The organism is Rhodococcus sp. Eu-32, assembly GCF_003336925.1.
In the GTDB taxonomy this organism is placed as follows: domain Bacteria; phylum Actinomycetota; class Actinomycetes; order Mycobacteriales; family Mycobacteriaceae; genus Rhodococcoides; species Rhodococcoides kyotonensis_B.
The window spans coordinates 30,638-48,046 of the sequence record NZ_QGNK01000005.1 but is presented as its reverse complement, the minus strand read 5'-3'; the positions used below and the strand labels follow the sequence as shown (position 1 = coordinate 48,046).

The following is a 17,409-nucleotide window of genomic DNA, read 5'->3' as shown; positions in this document are numbered from 1 at the left end:
CTATCCGCGCACGGTTGCCGAAGGCGCCTAGGCTTTCCACATGACCCCACGCTCGGCCACGACCGAAGTCCGGATCGGCATCTCCGGCTGGACGTACGCGCCGTGGCGTGGGGATTTCTATCCGAAAGGCCTCGCGCATCGGCGGGAGCTGGAGTACGCGTCGGAACGGCTGACGTCGATCGAGATCAACGGAACGTTCTACGCCATGCAGAAGCCGACGAGCTTCGTGAAGTGGCGCGACGAGACGCCGTCGGACTTCGTGTTCTCGGTCAAGGGCGGCCGCTACATCACGCATCTGAAAAGGCTTGTGGGAGTAGAGGCTGCGCTCGCGAACTTCTTCGCGACGGGTGTGTTGGGGCTCGGCAGCAAGCTCGGACCCGTGCTGTGGCAGCTCCCACCCAACCTGCAGTTCGACGCAGACACACTGGCGAACTTCTTCGAGCTGCTTCCCCGAACGATGTCGGAGGCCGTCGCACTGGCGGACAAACGTGACGACAAGCTGACCGACGATCGGGTCGCTCTCGGTTACGACGTCGATCGGCCTATCCGCTACGCCCTCGAAGTGCGTCACGAGAGTTTCGCGTGCGCGGAGGCGATCGAGCTGGTCCGCGCGCACGACGTCGCGTTCGTCGTCGCGGATACAGCCGGTCGATATCCGTTCGTCGAGACCCCGACGTCGAACTTCATGTACGCCCGGCTGCACGGCGACAAGGAGCTCTACGCGAGCGGGTACGACGATGCTGCGCTCGACGTCTGGGCAGAGCGTGCCAGGGCCTGGACCTCGGCGGGGATGGACGTCTTCGCGTATTTCGACAACGACATGAAGGGATATGCACCGTACGACGCGATGCGGTTGATCGAGCGTGTAGGTCTTTCTACGAATATCTAGCTGTCGCCGTAGATAGCGCTAGTGTCCACTATCGACCTCAACAGTTCCGCCGGCAGAGCCAACGGCGGCATCGAGTTCAGGTGGATGCTGTCGTCCTGCCGATCCGACGCGCTCTTGATCTCGGCGACCTCGTCGTGCAGACGTTCCATCGTGACGTCGAGGCGGTTCGCGCTCTCGGCGGCGTCGGTCAGCTCGTCGAGTAGCGGCGTGGGGATGGTGCCGTCGTACTTGTAGAAGATCTTGTGCTCGAGGCTCGCCCAGAAATCCATCGCGATCGTGCGGATCTGGATCTCCACGGGAACGGGTTGTACTCGGTCGCTCATGAACACCGGGATCTCGACGATGAGGTGAAGACTCTTGTAGCCGTTGGGTTTCGGATTCGCGATGTAGTCCTTGACCCCCAGCACGGTGACGTCGGTCTGGTTCGACAGCATGTCCGCGATGCGGTACGTGTCCGAGATGAAACTGCACGTGATGCGAATACCGGCGATGTCGACGATGGTGTTGCGAATGTCGTCGAGCGTCAGAGGGCACTTCTTGCGACGCGCCTTCGTGATGATGCTCTCGGGCGTCTTCAGCCGTGACCCGACGTGTTCGATCGGACTGTAGCGGTGGATGTGAGTGAACTCTTCCTTCAAGATGTTGATCTTGGTCATGAGTTCGTCGATCCCGAACTTGTACGCCATCATGAAACGCGTGAATTCGCTGCGGAGACGATCGAAGTCCGTACTACTGTCCATGTGATCGATTCTGTATTACGACGTCATCGGTGCTGGTCGGAGCCTCGGGAGTCGAAACTCGCGTCCGCGCACCGCGGTCCGAGCGGGGGCGTGAACGTCACGTGCCCACACGTTCTGCACTCGTGTGTGCGGTGGTGACCCCGTCCGCAGGAGCATGCCCTCGACCCGACCAGCACGGTTCGTGGGCCGAGGGCATGACCGCGGGCGCACCTGCACGGAGCGCTCTCGGCCCATCGATCGCCCAATCGATGGAGCGTCGCGGAGGCGTCGAAGGATTCGCCGCCTGTTTCGTCGGGTACCACCATGCTCGATACCGCCTTGCTGTGACATCCGTAGTGCTGTGACATCGGTAGTGCTGTGACATCGGTAGTGCTGTGACGCCGGTAGTTCTGGGCCGTCCGCGAACGCGTCCCGGACGGCTCGGCCAGCCTACCACGCATTCGAACGTATGTTCCCATTGTGTAAGCCGGCGGTCTTTCTTATGGTTATCCGTAATTACGGAATTGCCGACCAGATGGGAAAGACATGCGACGGATCGCGACACTTTCTGCAGCCTGCGCCACGGCCCTCGTCGTCACCGGGTGTTCATCGACTTCCGCGGAATCCGAAGAAGTCTCCACGCAGTCCGACGACTGCGCGGCCGTGACGTCGACCGATCTCGCGACCGAGGAGGGATGGCTCGGACTTGTCGACCAGGCACCGGACACCGTCAGCATGATGATCGACGACGGCAGGGGCCGAACCGTCGAGCACCGGCCGGACGAAGAGCAGGTGTTGGCGTCGGCGATGAAAGTGGTGCATCTCAGCGCGTACGCCAAGGCGGTCGCCGACGGTGATCTCGATCCCGACGAGCAGATACCGCTGTTGGAATGGGAGCGCTGGTACGTGCCGGGGACCGACGGCGGCGCGCATCCGGCGGCGTTGACGCGACTCGGAATCGCGAACGACGGGGTCAGCGCAACCGATCCGAATGCGACGGCTCGGCTCGACGACATGGTCACTGCGATGATCCAGGAGAGCGACAATGCGGTTCCGGACTACCTCCGATTTCGGATCGGCGACGATGCATTGAAAGATGCTGCGGCAGACAGTGGTTGGGATGGGTTCGCGGTGCCGACGCTCGTCGGCGATTCCCTGTCGTTGTTCGATCCTGCGCTCGCGGAGGGGGATCGCTGGGAGACGGCGAACCGTTGGGCGTTCGACCAGCCGTTCCGCGAGAGTGTCAGTGCGTCGGTGCAGATCCCGTCGTACGACGAGCAGGCCGCGGGCGTCGAGAAGTTCTTCACGCGCGGGTCGGCGGAGCAACTGACGGCGTTGTACAGGTCGTTCGGCGACGGAAGCTTCGGGCCGGGCGCCGACACGGTGCTGCGTCACCTCGAGTACCAGCCCGCACCCGCGGGAACGCTCGGCCTCGGCTTCAAGGGAGGTAATCTCCCCGGAGTCCTCACGCAGGCAATGGAATTGCGTCGTGACGACGGCACAATCGCGACGGCGGTATGGCTCGTCGACGGGCTGCCCGCCGATCGGTACGAAGAGGCGATGAACACCTTCACCGTGCAGCAGGGCTTGATCGTCGACGCCATGAGCTCGTCCGACGCTCTCGACCGGATAGCCTGCGTCGTGTGAATGACGACGTCGAAGCGCGACTGGACCGCCTCGAAGCGCGGGTGGCGGAGCTGGAGGGGCGCGGCAAACCTCCACACGCTGCCCCGTCGGGCGGGTCGGTTACGTACCAGGGCGACGTGCACCTTCATGGCGACGTCGAATGGTCCATCGGATATTCACCCGATGCGATTCTCGAGCTGTCGGTAGCGCGCACCGCCGAGGTGCTCGCCGCGCTGGGGCATCCCGTCCGTCTGCAGATCGTGCGGACGCTTCTGCGTGGCCCGGCGAACGCGTCCAATCTGCAGGAAGCGGTGGAGCTCGGATCCACCGGGCAGGCCTATCACCACCTGAAGGCGCTGGGCTCGGCGGGCGTCGTCGAGCAGCATGCGCGGGGCGAGTTCCGGATCTCCGCCAGGAAGGTTGTGCCACTGCTCGTCTCGATGTTGGCGGCGGCGGACATTTCAGGGGAGGTGGCTTCGCCACCCGTGCGCGCGAATGTGTAGCCCTCTATACATTCGCGCGCACGGGCGGCGAGCTGCCCCGCCGATGAGAAATCGAGGTGACGGGTGTCGGTACTGGCAACCACTTCATCCCACTCACATCGGAGAAGACAATGACCGCACCGACCGCACCGACGACGAACTCCCGCACCGCAGCCCGTATCGGCTGGGTGCTGACGGCGCTCCTCGCGATCTTTCTGATCTTCGACGGCGTCAGCAAGCTGATGAACGTCCAGCAAGTGCAGGACGCCGCGGTCGATCTCGGGTTGCGCGAGGAGATGCTTCCGATCATCGGCGTCGTGCTGCTCGTGTGCCTGGCGTTGTATCTGGTCCCGCGCACCGCATTTCTCGGTGCCGTGCTGCTGACCGGATACCTCGGCGGCGCCGTGCTCACCAACTGGCGGGTCGACAAGCCGCTCTTCAGCACTGTCCTGTTTGCGGTTTATGTCGGGATCGTCGTCTGGGGTGCGCTGTACCTACGTGACCCTAAGGTGCGCCAGCTGGTGCGCTGACGCGCCCGTGCGCGCGAATGTATAGCCCTCTATACATTCGCGCGCACGTGTAGCCCACCAAGTCGCGACCAAGTGGCCCGGGCCAACCTTCCGCACATGAACATCACACCTTCACTCCTGTACCGGCTGAGCGGCGTATCCGTGATCGTCGCGTTCGTCCTCAATCTGATCGGCGGAACCCTCCACCCCGTGGTGGGTGGCTGGGCGCATTCGGTGGAAGCACTGAGCGCACCGTTCAACCCCTACGCGCAGTACTTCCTTCTGATCGGAACGCTTCTACAGTTCCTCGGCCTCCCCGCGGTGTACGTCTGGGTGTCGAAGAAGGCGGGCCTGCTCGGACTGATCGGCTTCGTCCTCTACTTCTTCTCCAGCATGCTGGTGATCCTGCCGCACCTGACGGTCGAAGCGTTCGTCTCCGTGCCCATCGCGAAGGGACCCGAAGTGGCCCACTTCCTCATTCCCGACGACGATTCGCTGTTCGCCGCCCCGGCATTCCAGAGCCTGCAGATGATCGCAGGCATCGCGTTCATGGCGAGCATGCTGCTCATGGGCATCTCGTTGCTGCGTTCACGGGCTGTGCCGGTGTGGATCAGCGTGGTCATGATCCTCGGTGCTCTGGTCCTGTTCGTGCCCCTGCCGCAAGCGCCGGTGCTGACCGGCTTGGTCATCGAAATTCCGCGCGGACTCGCCATCGCCGCGATCGGCGTGCTGATGCTGAAGAGAAAGAACATCGACGCCGACGCGGTCACCGAGAGCCGCGTCGACGCAGTGACTCGATGAGTCGATCTCCGGAACGTTCGAACTCCTCGGCGGCAGTAATGTCGCCGAGGAGTTTTGCCGTTGCCGCCAAGGCGAAGTCGACGGGGCCTGCGTAGAACGCGCCCGAGTTCAGACCCCCGATTCGACCCGCGAACGGCAACAGTTCGTCGTGAATTCGACGTGACGCGTCGATATCGCCGAGCCGCGCGGCCGCGTGCGCGGAATACGTCGTCATGCCTAGCCAGTAGTAGTCCCGTGGGTACGGTCGTGCGTCGGACCAGAGCTGACGGGCCTGTTCGACGTCGCCGCGGTCCAACAGCGCGACGATCAGCGGCAGTCGTAGGCTGTGCGGCCGCATCGACTCGACAGCGCTCAGCTCGTCCACCATCGGCGACAGATCGTCGAGATATGTTGCGACGCCGAGTCTTCCGATCATTGCAATGAAGTAGGCGACGGCGTTTCCGCCTGCCACCATGTGTTCGGCGATGGCGGAATACTCGGCCAGCGCGGCGTCGGTGTTGCCGGCCATGATCTTCGACGCGGCTTCGTAGATCTGCAGCACGCCCAGCATCTCGCCGAGCTGATGACCCGAGGCGTGCTGGATCGCCGCGGCTGCACTCGACTCGGCAGCGTCGAGTTCGGTTGCCGCGCAGTGAGCCAAGAAGGCGTAGTAGTAGGCGAGGGAAGTGAAAGCCGCGTCACCGTCCGCGGCGGTGAGCAGTTCGTCCGCGATAGAAGGTAGCCGATCCGCGAGATCCGGTCCGAGTGCGATGTAGCCCAACGCATTCAGGGCGCGGCACAGCACCGCGGAATCACCGGTTTCACGGGCAAGGTCGACGGCTTCCGTGGCCGCGGCGATGGTCTCGTCCGTGTCGTCGCCTTCGATCTCGAACACCAACGCGACCAGGAGCAACGCACGATCTCGCGGGGCAAGATCGTCTGTATCCAAAGCACTTTCGATGTGGTCGACGACCGCTCGATCGATGTCGACCTCCGACCGGATCGACCAGACCACCGGTGCGTTCCACGACGTCAGCGCCGCAATCAGTTCCGGACGCCCGATGCCCGACGCGATGTCGATGGCGCGTTGCCGTTCGGCGCGTGCGGTCGTGGTGTCCCCTGCCCGTGCGAGCGATCCGACGAGTGGAGCGAGAACATCGGGAAGCGACGACGGGGATGCGTCGACGGCCTGAGCGTGCAATGCGGCCGCGGAGCGCCACAGCGCCAGTGCCTCTCGGTGTGAGCCGAGCGATTCGTACCTGCGGGCTGCGTCGACGGCGTACGGCAGAACATCCATGGCCGTCGACGGGGTGGCCGACAGAATTGCATGGTGTGCCAACGCGGCATGATCGTTCGGTGTGCGATCGGCGAGCACACGCAGAGCCGCGCCGTGCAAGCGTGTGCGACGCATCAGCGGTAGCTCGCCGTAGAGGGTGTCGCGGACGAGCGCGTGCGTGAAGCGGAGGCGATCGGGCGATGGTTCGATCAGTAGACCTGCGAGAACGGCAGGTTCGAGCGCGTCGAGTAGCGCGTCCTCGGATCGTTCGCCCATCGATGCGAGCACTCCGAGGTCGACGTCGCGACCCAATACGGATGCGCGTCGCAGCGTCGTGACGCTCTCGCCCGGCAACCGGGTGATTCGACGCCTCAGTACGTCACCGATGGTGTCGGGCACGGCGGACAGTGCGACGTCGGAGCCCTCGGACAGGATGAGACGCGCGAATTCCCGTACGAACAAGGGGTTTCCATCCGTACGTTCCGAAAGAAGCTGGAGTATTGCGGGGTTCGCCTCGGTGTACCCGGAGTGACGCGCCACCTCGGCGACGCCGGCCGCGGAGAGTCCGGTCAGGTGGATCTTCGTCGATCCCGCACCGGCCGTCGCAGCCCAGGTCGTGTCCAGTTCGGCCGAGACCTCGGACGAACGAAACGTCGCCACGACAAGAACTTTCACCGAGGCAAGCGCGGCGAGCAGGTGTCGTAGAATCTGCATCGTCAGCTCGTCGGCACGGTGACAGTCGTCGAGAATCACTGCGACAGGACTGTTGTCGGCGACGAGTGTGAGGTAGTCGGCGAGCGCCTTGGACAGCCAGAACGGCTCGACCGCAATGGATTCGACGTTCGACATCAGGGGCAGTAGTTGTTTCTCGATGGTCGACGGCATTGGGAACTGCTGCGACAGTGCGGCGGCAATGTCCGCCCACGGCCATCCCGGCGGAGTGCCGTCGACCTCCCGGCAGCGACCCCACGCCGTCGCCCATCCGTCGGACCGAAGTTGTTCGACGACGTTCGACGCCAACGTCGTTTTCCCTTGCCCCGGCTCGCCACCCACCCACACGACTTCGACCTGGCCCGCGGCGACCGTCGTCGCGACGGTCAGCACCGTCTCGGTCTCGTCGGGTCGGCAGTTGACTTGCTGCGCAGCAGGTGTTTTCGAGCGTAGCGCCGGTGCGTCGACGCGTCGCGGCGCCTCGAGATGTGCGCTCTGCGCGAGTATGTCGGCTTCGAGGGTGCGCAGTTCGGAGCCTGGGTCGATGCCGAGTTCGTTCGCGAGGTACGTGCGTGCACGACCGATGGTGTCGAGCGCGTCTCCCTGGCGGCCTGCTCGATACTGGGCGAGGGCGAGCAGGTGCGCCGGACGTTCACGTCCGGGGTTCTCCGAGACGTGGTGAATCAAGGCGGTGATGACAGCGGTCGGCGGCTCGCCCAGTTCGAGCAACGTGCGTGCGCGTTCTTCGACCGCAGTGCGGTGCAGTTCGTCGAGACGTGCGATTTCGGGTGCAGCCCAGGAGGTGTCGGCCACTTCCTGGTAGGGCCGCCCCGCCCACACGCCGAGTGCAGTGTCGAGAATCGCGAGCCGCTCGTCGTGGGCTGTGATGCGCAGGGCGTCCGTCAGGAGTGACTCGAAGTGCCAGGCGTCGACGGCGTGGGCTGGAAGGTTCAGCGCGTACCCGGGAGATGAGCTGATCAGAATCGTCGCGGGCGTGCGCGGTAAGCGTTCTGGTTCGATTACCCGTCGGAGATTGGAGACATGGACCTGCAGCGCAGCGAGTGCTTTCGGTGGCGGTTCGCCGGACCACAGGTCCTCGATCAACAGATCGGTCGACACGACGGCACCCTTCGCCAGGGCCAGTCGCGTCAGGACAGCGCGACGGCCGGGGCCGGCGAGGTCGACGACATTGCCGTCCCGTAGCGCACGCAACGGGCCGAGCACGTGAATCGACAACGGGTGCGAGGTACTCATGGTGTTTCGCAGACTAATCGCTACGCGGGTGAAGCTCTCGCTGCAAGAAACGCCTCCGGATCGATCAGGTCCGCTTGACCGACGATCGACCCCAGATCCGCGATGCGCTCGATGCCCGTCAGCACCATTTCCTCCTCGACCGTGCCCTCGGCGAAGCCGTAGTAGCAGGTCGACGTCGTGTGGTTGTGGTCCTTGTCGATGCGGTTGGCGCGTCCCTCGATCTGACGGATGTCGATGGGAGTCCAGCGCGGGTCGTGGATCAGCGTGACGCGGGGCGCTGCCGTCGACACCGTCCGCTCGGGTAGCAACAGCTCGCCCGCGTGCAGGTTGATGGCACTGGTCGTGGTCGAGATGATCACGCGCGCCGCACCGGTCTGGAAGCGTCGAATCTCGATCTCCTGATCCGCACTGCTCATGCTGCCGTCGACGACCGCGACGTCGAGCCCCTCGTCGCGCAGGGTCTCGGCGAGAGCAGCCACCGATTCGCGATAGAACATCGACACGAACACCTGATTGCCCTCGCGGACCCACGACCGGACCTGGTCTGCCGACGCCGGAATCCGCAGGTACGAACACTTCTGCCGGAACCGCAAGGTCGCTGCTCGCGTGCTGGGATTCTTCTGCAGAACCCGCTTGCCACCGACGGACTTCCACAGCGGCAGGCCCAGTTCCTTCCGGTAGTCGACCCACGCGGAGTTGTAGAGACGCTTCTGTGCAGCCGTCAGTTCCTGCCCGAGGGGTTCACGCGGCGTCGGAGGGGACGGCCGCGAAATGGACCACGGCACCGCACCGCCCGCAAGCCACCGATGAATGGTCGAGATGTCGCGGTCGCGTCGGGCAGCGTCTTCGGGCTCCCACCGCCACGACTTGAGGCCGCCCGCCTTGCCCTCCTTGAGCGCGAATCCGGCGTTCTCGAGGAACATGGCCCACTGGGTGGTGACGGCGTATCCCAGCGAGTCGTCGTCGACGATGGGCTCGTTGCCGCGGCTCTGTTCGATGGCCCGGGCCATGTACGCGAAGTGCATCGGCTGATAGCCCGGCGTCGCGGACATCCAGACCACTGCGCGCGCAGCTTCCTGGTAGCGCCAGATGATCTGCGACTGCTGCGATTCGATGTTCATCAACGCGTGGGACTCGTCGGCGATGACGACGTCGATGTCGAACCGCAGTTCGCCGAGCGCGATGGTCCGCTTGTTCTGGGTCTTCTTGCGTTTGCCCAGGTCGGTGTCCTCGGGCACCGTCAGCAACTTCTTCGTCGACTGGTAGGTGACGAGAAGCCACCGCTTCCGGTCAGCCGGGTCGGGGTCGGCCTCGGTGTCGGCGATGGTGCGTCGCCACCCGGGAAGCGCACCCTTCGGGGCGACGACGAGAACCGTGGAGATCGCAGGATCGTCCATCTGCCGGACGGCCTCGCACACGGCGAGCGTCTTACCGAGACCCGTCGAATCCATCTGTGCGAAGTACGGGAAACCGTGGTCGAGAGCGTCGAGATGCCGTCGTACCGATTCGAGCTGCGTCTCGCGCGGCTTCATGGAACGCTCGTGGACGACCTCGTCGCGCCACGTCTCGTTCGCGTCGTCCTCCACCCACCGCTGCAGGCTGTAGGGCATCGACTCGAACGAGGCCAAGGCGTCGGGAAGCTCGGTTCCGTAATACGCGAACACCCGCGGCCCCGGGTACCAACGGGCGCCCGACGCCGACGCGAGGGACCGGTCCTCGAACGGGACGTCGAGGACCCAGACGCGCTCGCCCGGGTCCGGGAGCCGAAGGTCGGGTGAGACCGTCTTGCGGACGGCCCTCTTCCTCGGCGCGGCTTTCTTCTTAGCGGTCGACGTGCCGCTCGCCTGCTTGAACTTGCGCGCTGCAGCGCTCTTCCCCGCGCCGACGGTACGGGCGGTGGTGGAGGCGGGCTTGCGTCTGCGAGGTGGCACGGCAAACACCGTAGAGCACCCGTCCGACACCTCCGATCAGGCGGGAGTGGAGCCTGCAGGAATGACCCTTATCAGGCAGGTGCGAAGAATTCCAATGCGATGTTGTCGGGATCGCGGAAGGAGATACCGGAGCCGTAGTGGGCGTTCTTGATGCCGGAGTGGGTGATGCTCAGCTCGTCGAGCCTCGCCGGCCATTCCTGCAGCTGATCCTGGGTACATCCGAAGCCGACGTGGTCGAGTCCGATGTGGTGCTCGTCGAACGGATCCCCGGTGGCGTGGCCGGGATGGGTGTGCAGGCCGAACAGCATGCCACCGCCGATGGCGAACACCGTGTGGTGAAAGGTGCCGGATTCTTCGTCCTCGTCGAGGACCGGATCGGAGCCGAACAGTCGCGAGTACCACGCGGTACTGGCGGCCAGGTCGGAGACGGTGATCGCCACGTGGGCGAGTCCTGGGAACTCGGTCATGATGCTCGGGCCCTTCGATCGACGTCGTACATAGGCGTGTTCACGCTATGACCGAGACCGCGTCCGCACCGGCAGATGAGGGTGAAACCGCCCGACAGGGCAGGTGAGGTTGCGCGCTCCTATTACGGTGTGAAACATGAACTTCAGCGACCACCAGATCGGCATCTACGCCCAGGGGATGTTCACCGATACGAGGCCGGAGATCACGACCAATCTCGCGACGCTCGAAGAGCAGGCCGCGGCCACGCTGACGCCCGAGGCCCTGGGCTACATCGTCGCCAGCGCGGGCAGCGGTTCGACGGCGCGCGCGAACCGCGATGCGTTCGACGCCTGGCGCATCGCACCGCGCATGTTGCGGAGCGCCGCCCAACGCGACCACGCGACGACGATCCTCGGCACCGCACTGCCCGCGCCGCTGATGATCGCGCCCGTCGGGATCCAGACCCTCGCGCATCCCGACGGTGAACTCGCGACGGTGCGCGCGGCCGCAGCCCTCGGCGTGCCCTACATTCACTCGACGCAGGCGTCGCACTCGTTCGAGCAGGTCGCCGAAGCGGGCGGCGACGCGCCCCGCTGGTACCAGTTGTATTGGCCCACCGATGAATCGGTGTTGCTGAGCTTCCTCGGACGGGCACAGGACACCGGCTTCACGACGCTCGTCCTGACTCTCGACACCACCCTTCTCGGCTGGCGACCCGCCGACCTCGATCGCGGTTACCTCCCGTTCCTGGCGAACCTCGGTATCGAGAACTACTTGTCGGATCCGGCGTTCCGAGCGGGCCTCGAACAGCCGGTCGACGCCAATCCCATTGCTGCCGCGATGCATTGGGCGCAGATGTTCCCGAATCCTGGCCTGAACTGGTCGCAGCTGGCGTTCCTGCGTCAGCACTGGGACGGCCCGATCGTGCTGAAGGGAATCTGCACCGTCGGCGATGCACGCTCCGCGCTGGAACACGGCGTCGACGGTATCGTCGTGTCGAACCATGGCGGACGCCAGATCGACGGTGCACGTGCATCGTTGGACGCACTACCCGAGATCGTCGACGCAGTGGGCGATCGACTGACGGTGCTGTTCGACTCCGGTGTACGCACCGGCGCCGACATGGCTAAGGCGCTGGCGCTCGGCGCCGATGCAGTCCTTCTCGGCAGGCCGTTCCTGTACGGTCTGGCGCTCGCGGGCCAAGCAGGCGTCGAACATGTACTACGTTGTATCCTTGCGGAATTCGATCTCGTCACCAGTCTGTCCGGCCACGCCGGTGCGTCGGAGCTCGGCCGTGAGTCGGTGATCCGAGCGTGACCGCTCCGGCGTGGGTCCAGCACGCGATCTGGTGGCAGGTGTATCCGCTCGGCTTCGTCGGTGCGCCCGTTCGGAATTGGGACGGATCGTCGTCGGCGGACGAACACAAGCTGCGTGGCATCGTCGAATGGCTCGATTACGCAGTCGAACTCGGAGCGTCGGGAATCGCCCTGGGGCCCATCTTCGCGTCGGAGGGACACGGATACGAGACGGTCGATCATTTCCGCGTCGACGAACGACTCGGCACCGGCGAGGACGTCGACGCGCTGATCGAGGCCGCACACGACCGCGGAATGCGGGTATTGCTCGATGGTGTATTCAATCATGTGGGACAACGTTTTCCACGATTTCAGGAGACGCTGGCCGGTGACGCGAAGGCCGCGTCCTGGTTTCACCTCGACTCCTCCGGTCGGCACCGCAACTTCGAGGGCCACGACGAACTGGTGACGCTGAACCACGACAACGAGGACGTCCGGCAGTACGTGGTCGACGTCATGTCGCACTGGCTGAGTCGCGGCGCCGACGGCTGGCGTCTGGATGCGGCCTACGCCGTTCCGACGTCGTTCTGGGCATCGGTCGTACCCCGTGTGCGCCAGTCCTTTCCGGATGCCTACTTCCTGGGTGAGGTCATTCACGGTGACTACGGCCGCATCGCAGCGGACAGCGCACTCGACTCGGTGACACAGTACGAGCTGTGGAAGGCGATCTGGAGCGCGATCTCCGAGAAGAACTTCTTCGAGCTGTCCCATGCGCTGGGCCGACACAACGAGTGGCTCGACGCGTTCGTTCCCGCCACGTTCGTCGGTAACCACGACGTCAATCGCATCGCCAGCACCATCACGGACGAACGGCACCTCGCGCACGCCCTCGTCGTCCTGTTCACCGTCGCGGGGACGCCGACTATCTACTACGGCGACGAGCAGGGTTTTCGCGGCACCAAGGAGGAACGCGTCGGCGGGGACGACGAGGTTCGCCCCGAATTCCCGTCGCACAAGGATGATCTCGCCCCGTACGGGTGGCCGATCTTCCATCTGCATCAGGAATTGATCGGCCTGCGCAGGCGACACTCGTGGCTGCACACGGCACGGACGGAGGTCGTCGAGCTGACCAACACCGCACTGGCGTACCGCGCGTCAGCGGGCGAGGAACGGATCCACGTTGTCCTCAATCTCGGCGACGACAGCGTCGAGTGCCGGTTGAGCGGACCCGTGTTGGCCGGCCAGGCTGCGGTGCAGGGCGGACACGTCACCGTGCCACCGCACGGATGGGTGGTTCTCGGCTGAATCGGGCTGTATATCGTTTTCTAGTGATCAAGCTAGAAAGAGATATACAGGCCGATACGGCTACACTCGGCAATCGACACGGGGTGCCGCTGCACGGCGGCTGAGAACACACCCGTCGAACCTGATCTGGCCAGCACCAGCGTAGGGATGTCTATGTCTGAGCTGTGCCTATGAGCGAGAGGCGCATTCACATGAAATTGGACGAGCAAACAGTTCTGGTCACCGGTGCCGGCCGCGGTCTCGGGTCCGCGATCGCGCGGGCCTTCGCGGCGCACGGTGCACGTGTCGTCGTCAACTATCGACGCAGCCAGGAGGCAGCCGAGAAGCTGGCCACCGAGATCGGTGGCGTTGCGGTACAGGCGGACGTCACCGATGCGGACCAGGTGGATGCGCTGTTCGCCACGGCCGAGAAGCACTTCGGCACGCCGATCACGACGGTCGTCAACAATGCGCTCGCCGACTTCTCGTTCGATGGTGACGCGCGCAGCAAGGCCGATTCGATCGAGTGGGAACAGTTCGATTCTCAATTCCGTGGGGCCGTGAAGGGTGCATTGACGACGACGCAGCGCGCGATCCCGGGCATGCGCGCCGCAGGCTTCGGCCGGATCGTGAACGTCGGCACCAACTTGTTCCAGAACCCGGTGGTCCCGTACCACGACTACACGGCATCGAAAGCTGCGCTGCTGTCTCTGACACGCACTCTCGCAACCGATCTCGGCCCTGATGGCATCACGGTCAACATGGTCTCCGGCGGGCTCCTGCGCACGACGGACGCCAGCGCCGCGACACCCGACGAAGTGTTCGACCTCATCGCCTCGTCGACCCCACTGCAGCGTGTCGTCACGCCCGAAGAATTCGCCGACGCGTTGCTGTTCTTCGCGTCCCCGTGGTCACGCTCGGTCACCGGGCAGAACCTCGTCGTCGACGGCGGTCTCGTCAAGGACTGAATCATGCTGCATTTGAACGCCTTTTTGTTCGGTTGCGGTCACCACACCGCTGCCTGGCGTCACCCGAATTCGCGGGTCGAAGACCTCGGTGACATCGCGTACTACGAGGAACTGGCGCAGATCGCCGAACGCGGCAAGCTCGACGCAGTCTTCTTCGCCGACGGCCATTCGGTACGCGACCCCGCAGGCGCCGGAACCTGGTTCCTGGAACCGATCACGGCTCTGTCGGCCATGGCGCGGGCGACGACGCACATCGGACTCGTGACGACGGTGTCGACGACGTTCTACACTCCGTTTCACGCCGCCAGGATGCTGGCGTCGCTGGATCACATCAGTGGCGGCCGAGCCGGATGGAATGTCGTCACCTCGATGTTCGACGCCGAAGCACGGAACCACGGTTTCGACGACATCCCCGGCAGGAACGAGCGTTACGCACGAGCCGAGGAGTTCGTCGACGTCGCACTGGCATTGTGGGACACGTGGGACGCCGACGCGCTCGTTCTCGACCGCGCCGGAATGTATGCGGATCCAGCGAAGGTGCATCGGATCGACCATGACGGCAAGCATTTTCGCGCCGACGGTCCGCTGACGGTTCCACGATCGCCGCAAGGTAGGCCGGTGCTGTTCCAGGCGGGCGCGTCGGGGCAGGGTCGTGATCTCGCGGCTCGATACGCCGAGGCCATTTATGCGGTGGCGTACGATATCTCGTCCGGATCGAGGTACTACGCCGACGTCAAACAGCGGATCGCGGAGGCGGGCAGGGACGCGTCGGCGGTCGGGATCATGCCGGGGCTCGTCACGTACGTGGGATCGACGATGGGCGAGGCGAAAGCGAAGAAAGCAGAACTGGACGCGCTACTCCCCGTCGAGCAGTCGCTGCGTCAGTTGAGCATGTTCGTCGAACAGGATTGCACTACTTGGGAACTCGACGCACCCGTACCGTCACTGCCGCCGCTCGAGGAGTTCACCGGTCCGCACGGTAGGTACGACACGATCCTGCGCATCGTCGAGAAGGATGCGCCGACGGTCCGCGAACTACTCGGCACCCTCGCGGCGGGCGGTGGACATGCGACGATGATCGGTACGCCCGAGTCCATCGCCGACGAGATCGAGGCCTGGGTGCAGGCAGGCGCGGCCGACGGCTTCAACCTGATGCCGCCGCTCTATCCGCATGGCCTCACCGAGTTCGTCGACCACGTCGTTCCGATCCTGCAGGCGCGCGGCGTTTTTCGTCGCGACTATGCCGGGTCCACGTTGCGGGAGAACCTGCGCTGACGCACGGGTGGCGAAGCCGCAAAACTCTTCGTCAACTTCGCGATCTCCGACGCATGGGAGATGGGTGACCAATGCCCGGCGCGAATTTCGTTGCGCGTCAGGTTCTTCACCCACTTCTCGGTGTCGTCGTAGTGGAACGGCCGAACTGCGACGTCCTCGGTGTTCACGATCAACTGCACGGGCACGTCGATGTGACGCTGCCTCGGCTGGGTCAACCGGGGGACGATGTTGGCGCGGTAGCGGTTCGTGCCGTTCACCGCGTCGGACCACAGCGTCGAATTCTGGGTCACCAGTGCGGGATCGACGTTCGAGAACTCCTGCAGGAACGCGGGCCATCCCTTCGCGAACTGTCGCTTGATGCGGAACGTCGACAGCCCCGGAATGTGGAACGTGACCGTGTACCACGAGGCGCGGGTCTGTGCGAGCACCTGCTTGATGCCTGTCCACGTCGGCTTTCGCAGTCGGGACCGCGACCACTGGGCAAGATGATCGAGGTTGGGCCCCGACACCGACGTGTACGACGCGATGCGGTCTGCCGCGCGAGGCTCGCCTGCCGCCTCCCATACTTCGACGGCCCCCCAGTCGTGCGCGAGCACGTGGACCGGTCGATCGGGGCTGACGGCGTCGATCACCGCGTAGAAGTCGCTCGCCAGGTTGCTCAGGCGATATGCGGACTGCTCCTCGGGGACCGTGCTCTCCCCTGCGCCGCGGGTGTCGTAACTGATGACGCGGAACTCGTCGGCCAGTAGCGGAACGATGTGACTCCACAGGTCGTGGGTATCCGGCCAGCCGTGCACCAGGACGATCGGTTCGCCGTCCGGGTTGCCGGTCTCGAACACCGCGAGCCGCATTCCTTCGTTGACGACGACGCGTTTGGTAGTCATACGAACCAACTTAATATGAACGCCGGTTACATGTACAAAGTTTGTCGGTGTGGCCTGCCATGATCTGCGCGTGACTTCCGACTGGCCGCACGACTGGCCCCTGACCGCACGCACCATCGCGGCGGCAACCGACGACGCGATCGCTGCCGCGACGGCACGGTCCGTCGAGCCGTTCGCCGACGCGATCGAGACGCTGACGTCCGAGGATCCCGCCCAGGTCGGTCTTGTTCATGCGGAGATGGTCAGGTCGTTGCTGGAGGAGTTACATCCCGACGGTCTGACCGGCGAGGACGTTCAGGACGCTCTCACGCGGACGGTCCGCAGCGCGGCGGAATGGAACCCGAGCGTCGACGTCGACGGCTTCGTCGAGGTGCTCACCGGCGCGTTGGGCGTCGCCGACACCGAAGAACGCCGCCCCCGTCCGAGGCCCGAACATGCAGTGCTGCTGATGGCAGATCTGCTGGTCAGGCGGAAGGCGTCGGGCAAGCTCTACATCCGCCGCGCGGTCGCAGAGGTGCAGCGCGCGCAGACCATGGAGATGCCATAGACACTTCTATCGCTATATAGCTTGTAGGCTAGATAGCGATAGATCGCTCTACAGGTGAAGCATGTTCGCCGCACCGACGACGGCCCGAACCGACGACAGCGATGCGTCGGCCTCGATTGCCATCGACCACTCGCGGTGACCGTCGCACTCGAACGCGACGAAGGTGGCCGTCGATCCTTCGGTGAGTGTCTGCTGGTGGAATTCGAGTATCTCGACGTGACAGCCGAGGTCGTAGAGCATCGACGTCAACGCGTCGATCGGCCCGTACGTCGTCGCCGACGCGGTGTGGATGGCATCTCCGATACCGAATGTGGCGTCGAACGTCGTTCGGCCACCCCGTGCGGCACTGGCTTCCCAACTGCCGAGTCGGATCGGGCCGGCGGTCGACGTGAAGGTCTGGCTGAAAGTAGTCCAGTTCATGTCCTGTGCCTGAGTTCGAAGGTCGCGCGGGAGAGGGGATCCGTAACGAGCGGCGAAGCAGTCTGGCGACGAAAGAGCAGTGAGAGCGTTCATGATGGTGGTCCTCGAAATG

Annotated in this window: 16 protein-coding genes and 1 riboswitch; of the genes, 10 read left to right on the top strand and 6 right to left on the bottom strand. The window is 64.5% G+C overall.

Annotated features, from left to right (window positions below; all coding sequences use genetic code 11):
- Window positions 1-40: 40 nt before the first annotated feature.
- Window positions 41-889 carry a DUF72 domain-containing protein gene (locus tag DK926_RS07830; RefSeq protein WP_114329957.1) on the top strand — a complete coding sequence of 283 codons (849 nt, stop codon included), beginning with the start codon at window positions 41-43 and terminating at the stop codon, window positions 887-889.
- Here DK926_RS07830 and DK926_RS07825 read toward each other — a convergent pair.
- The gene (locus DK926_RS07825; protein WP_114329956.1) at window positions 886-1,629 is read right to left on the bottom strand and encodes a GTP pyrophosphokinase family protein; all 744 of its coding nucleotides are present in this window, start codon (window positions 1,627-1,629) and stop codon (window positions 886-888) included. The genes DK926_RS07830 and DK926_RS07825 overlap by 4 nt on opposite strands.
- A gap of 525 nt (window positions 1,630-2,154) precedes the next feature.
- Between DK926_RS07825 and DK926_RS07820 the strand changes: the two genes are divergently transcribed.
- From DK926_RS07820 to DK926_RS07805, 4 genes are all read left to right on the top strand, one after another.
- The gene (locus DK926_RS07820; protein ID WP_114329955.1) at window positions 2,155-3,255 is read left to right on the top strand and encodes a serine hydrolase; all 1,101 of its coding nucleotides are present in this window, start codon (window positions 2,155-2,157) and stop codon (window positions 3,253-3,255) included.
- The gene (locus DK926_RS07815; protein WP_114329954.1) at window positions 3,252-3,737 is read left to right on the top strand and encodes a helix-turn-helix domain-containing protein; all 486 of its coding nucleotides are present in this window, start codon (window positions 3,252-3,254) and stop codon (window positions 3,735-3,737) included. The genes DK926_RS07820 and DK926_RS07815 overlap by 4 nt, the downstream gene beginning before the upstream one ends.
- 110 nt (window positions 3,738-3,847) lie before the next feature.
- On the top strand, window positions 3,848-4,246 hold the full coding sequence (locus tag DK926_RS07810; protein WP_114330098.1) for a DoxX family protein: 399 nt from the start codon (window positions 3,848-3,850) through the stop codon (window positions 4,244-4,246).
- A gap of 96 nt (window positions 4,247-4,342) precedes the next feature.
- On the top strand, window positions 4,343-5,026 hold the full coding sequence (locus DK926_RS07805; protein WP_068430872.1) for a hypothetical protein: 684 nt from the start codon (window positions 4,343-4,345) through the stop codon (window positions 5,024-5,026).
- On the opposite strand, the gene DK926_RS07800 is transcribed toward DK926_RS07805, so the two are convergent.
- The 3 genes from DK926_RS07800 to DK926_RS07790 form a co-directional block, all read right to left on the bottom strand.
- Window positions 4,992-8,246, bottom strand: a complete 3,255-nt coding sequence (locus tag DK926_RS07800; RefSeq protein ID WP_114329953.1) for a BTAD domain-containing putative transcriptional regulator — start codon at window positions 8,244-8,246, stop codon at window positions 4,992-4,994. The two genes, DK926_RS07805 and DK926_RS07800, sit on opposite strands and share 35 nt — an antisense overlap.
- Window positions 8,247-8,266: 20 nt before the next feature.
- Entirely contained in the window at window positions 8,267-10,177 is a 1,911-nt protein-coding gene (locus tag DK926_RS07795) for a DEAD/DEAH box helicase (RefSeq protein ID WP_243636707.1), read from the bottom strand.
- A 71-nt stretch (window positions 10,178-10,248) separates the two neighbouring features.
- Window positions 10,249-10,644: a VOC family protein gene (locus DK926_RS07790; RefSeq protein WP_114329951.1), complete on the bottom strand. Its 396-nt coding sequence runs from the start codon at window positions 10,642-10,644 to the stop codon at window positions 10,249-10,251.
- A gap of 136 nt (window positions 10,645-10,780) precedes the next feature.
- Between DK926_RS07790 and DK926_RS07785 the strand changes: the two genes are divergently transcribed.
- The 4 genes from DK926_RS07785 to DK926_RS07770 all read left to right on the top strand — a co-directional run bounded on the left by DK926_RS07785 (window position 10,781) and on the right by DK926_RS07770 (window position 15,446).
- Window positions 10,781-11,941: an alpha-hydroxy-acid oxidizing protein gene (locus DK926_RS07785; RefSeq protein ID WP_114329950.1), complete on the top strand. Its 1,161-nt coding sequence runs from the start codon at window positions 10,781-10,783 to the stop codon at window positions 11,939-11,941.
- Window positions 11,938-13,224: an alpha-amylase family glycosyl hydrolase gene (locus DK926_RS07780; RefSeq protein WP_114329949.1), complete on the top strand. Its 1,287-nt coding sequence runs from the start codon at window positions 11,938-11,940 to the stop codon at window positions 13,222-13,224. Before DK926_RS07785 ends, DK926_RS07780 begins: the two co-directional genes overlap by 4 nt.
- 69 nt (window positions 13,225-13,293) lie before the next feature.
- Window positions 13,294-13,389, top strand: a riboswitch (TPP riboswitch).
- Window positions 13,390-13,415: 26 nt separating this feature from the next.
- On the top strand, window positions 13,416-14,171 hold the full coding sequence (locus tag DK926_RS07775) for a 3-oxoacyl-ACP reductase (RefSeq protein WP_114330097.1): 756 nt from the start codon (window positions 13,416-13,418) through the stop codon (window positions 14,169-14,171).
- A gap of 3 nt (window positions 14,172-14,174) precedes the next feature.
- Complete coding sequence (locus DK926_RS07770) at window positions 14,175-15,446, top strand: LLM class flavin-dependent oxidoreductase (protein ID WP_114329948.1); 1,272 nt, start codon at window positions 14,175-14,177, stop codon at window positions 15,444-15,446.
- On the opposite strand, the gene DK926_RS07765 is transcribed toward DK926_RS07770, so the two are convergent.
- Window positions 15,410-16,330 carry an alpha/beta fold hydrolase gene (locus tag DK926_RS07765; protein WP_114329947.1) on the bottom strand — a complete coding sequence of 307 codons (921 nt, stop codon included), beginning with the start codon at window positions 16,328-16,330 and terminating at the stop codon, window positions 15,410-15,412. The genes DK926_RS07770 and DK926_RS07765 overlap by 37 nt on opposite strands.
- 70 nt (window positions 16,331-16,400) lie before the next feature.
- On the opposite strand from DK926_RS07765, the gene DK926_RS07760 reads away from it, so the two are divergent.
- Window positions 16,401-16,877 carry a hypothetical protein gene (locus DK926_RS07760; RefSeq protein WP_114329946.1) on the top strand — a complete coding sequence of 159 codons (477 nt, stop codon included), beginning with the start codon at window positions 16,401-16,403 and terminating at the stop codon, window positions 16,875-16,877.
- 48 nt (window positions 16,878-16,925) lie between these two features.
- On the opposite strand, the gene DK926_RS07755 is transcribed toward DK926_RS07760, so the two are convergent.
- Window positions 16,926-17,297, bottom strand: coding sequence for an alpha-isopropylmalate synthase regulatory domain-containing protein (locus DK926_RS07755; RefSeq protein WP_243636706.1), 372 nt, complete (start codon window positions 17,295-17,297; stop codon window positions 16,926-16,928).
- Window positions 17,298-17,409: the final 112 nt, after the last annotated feature.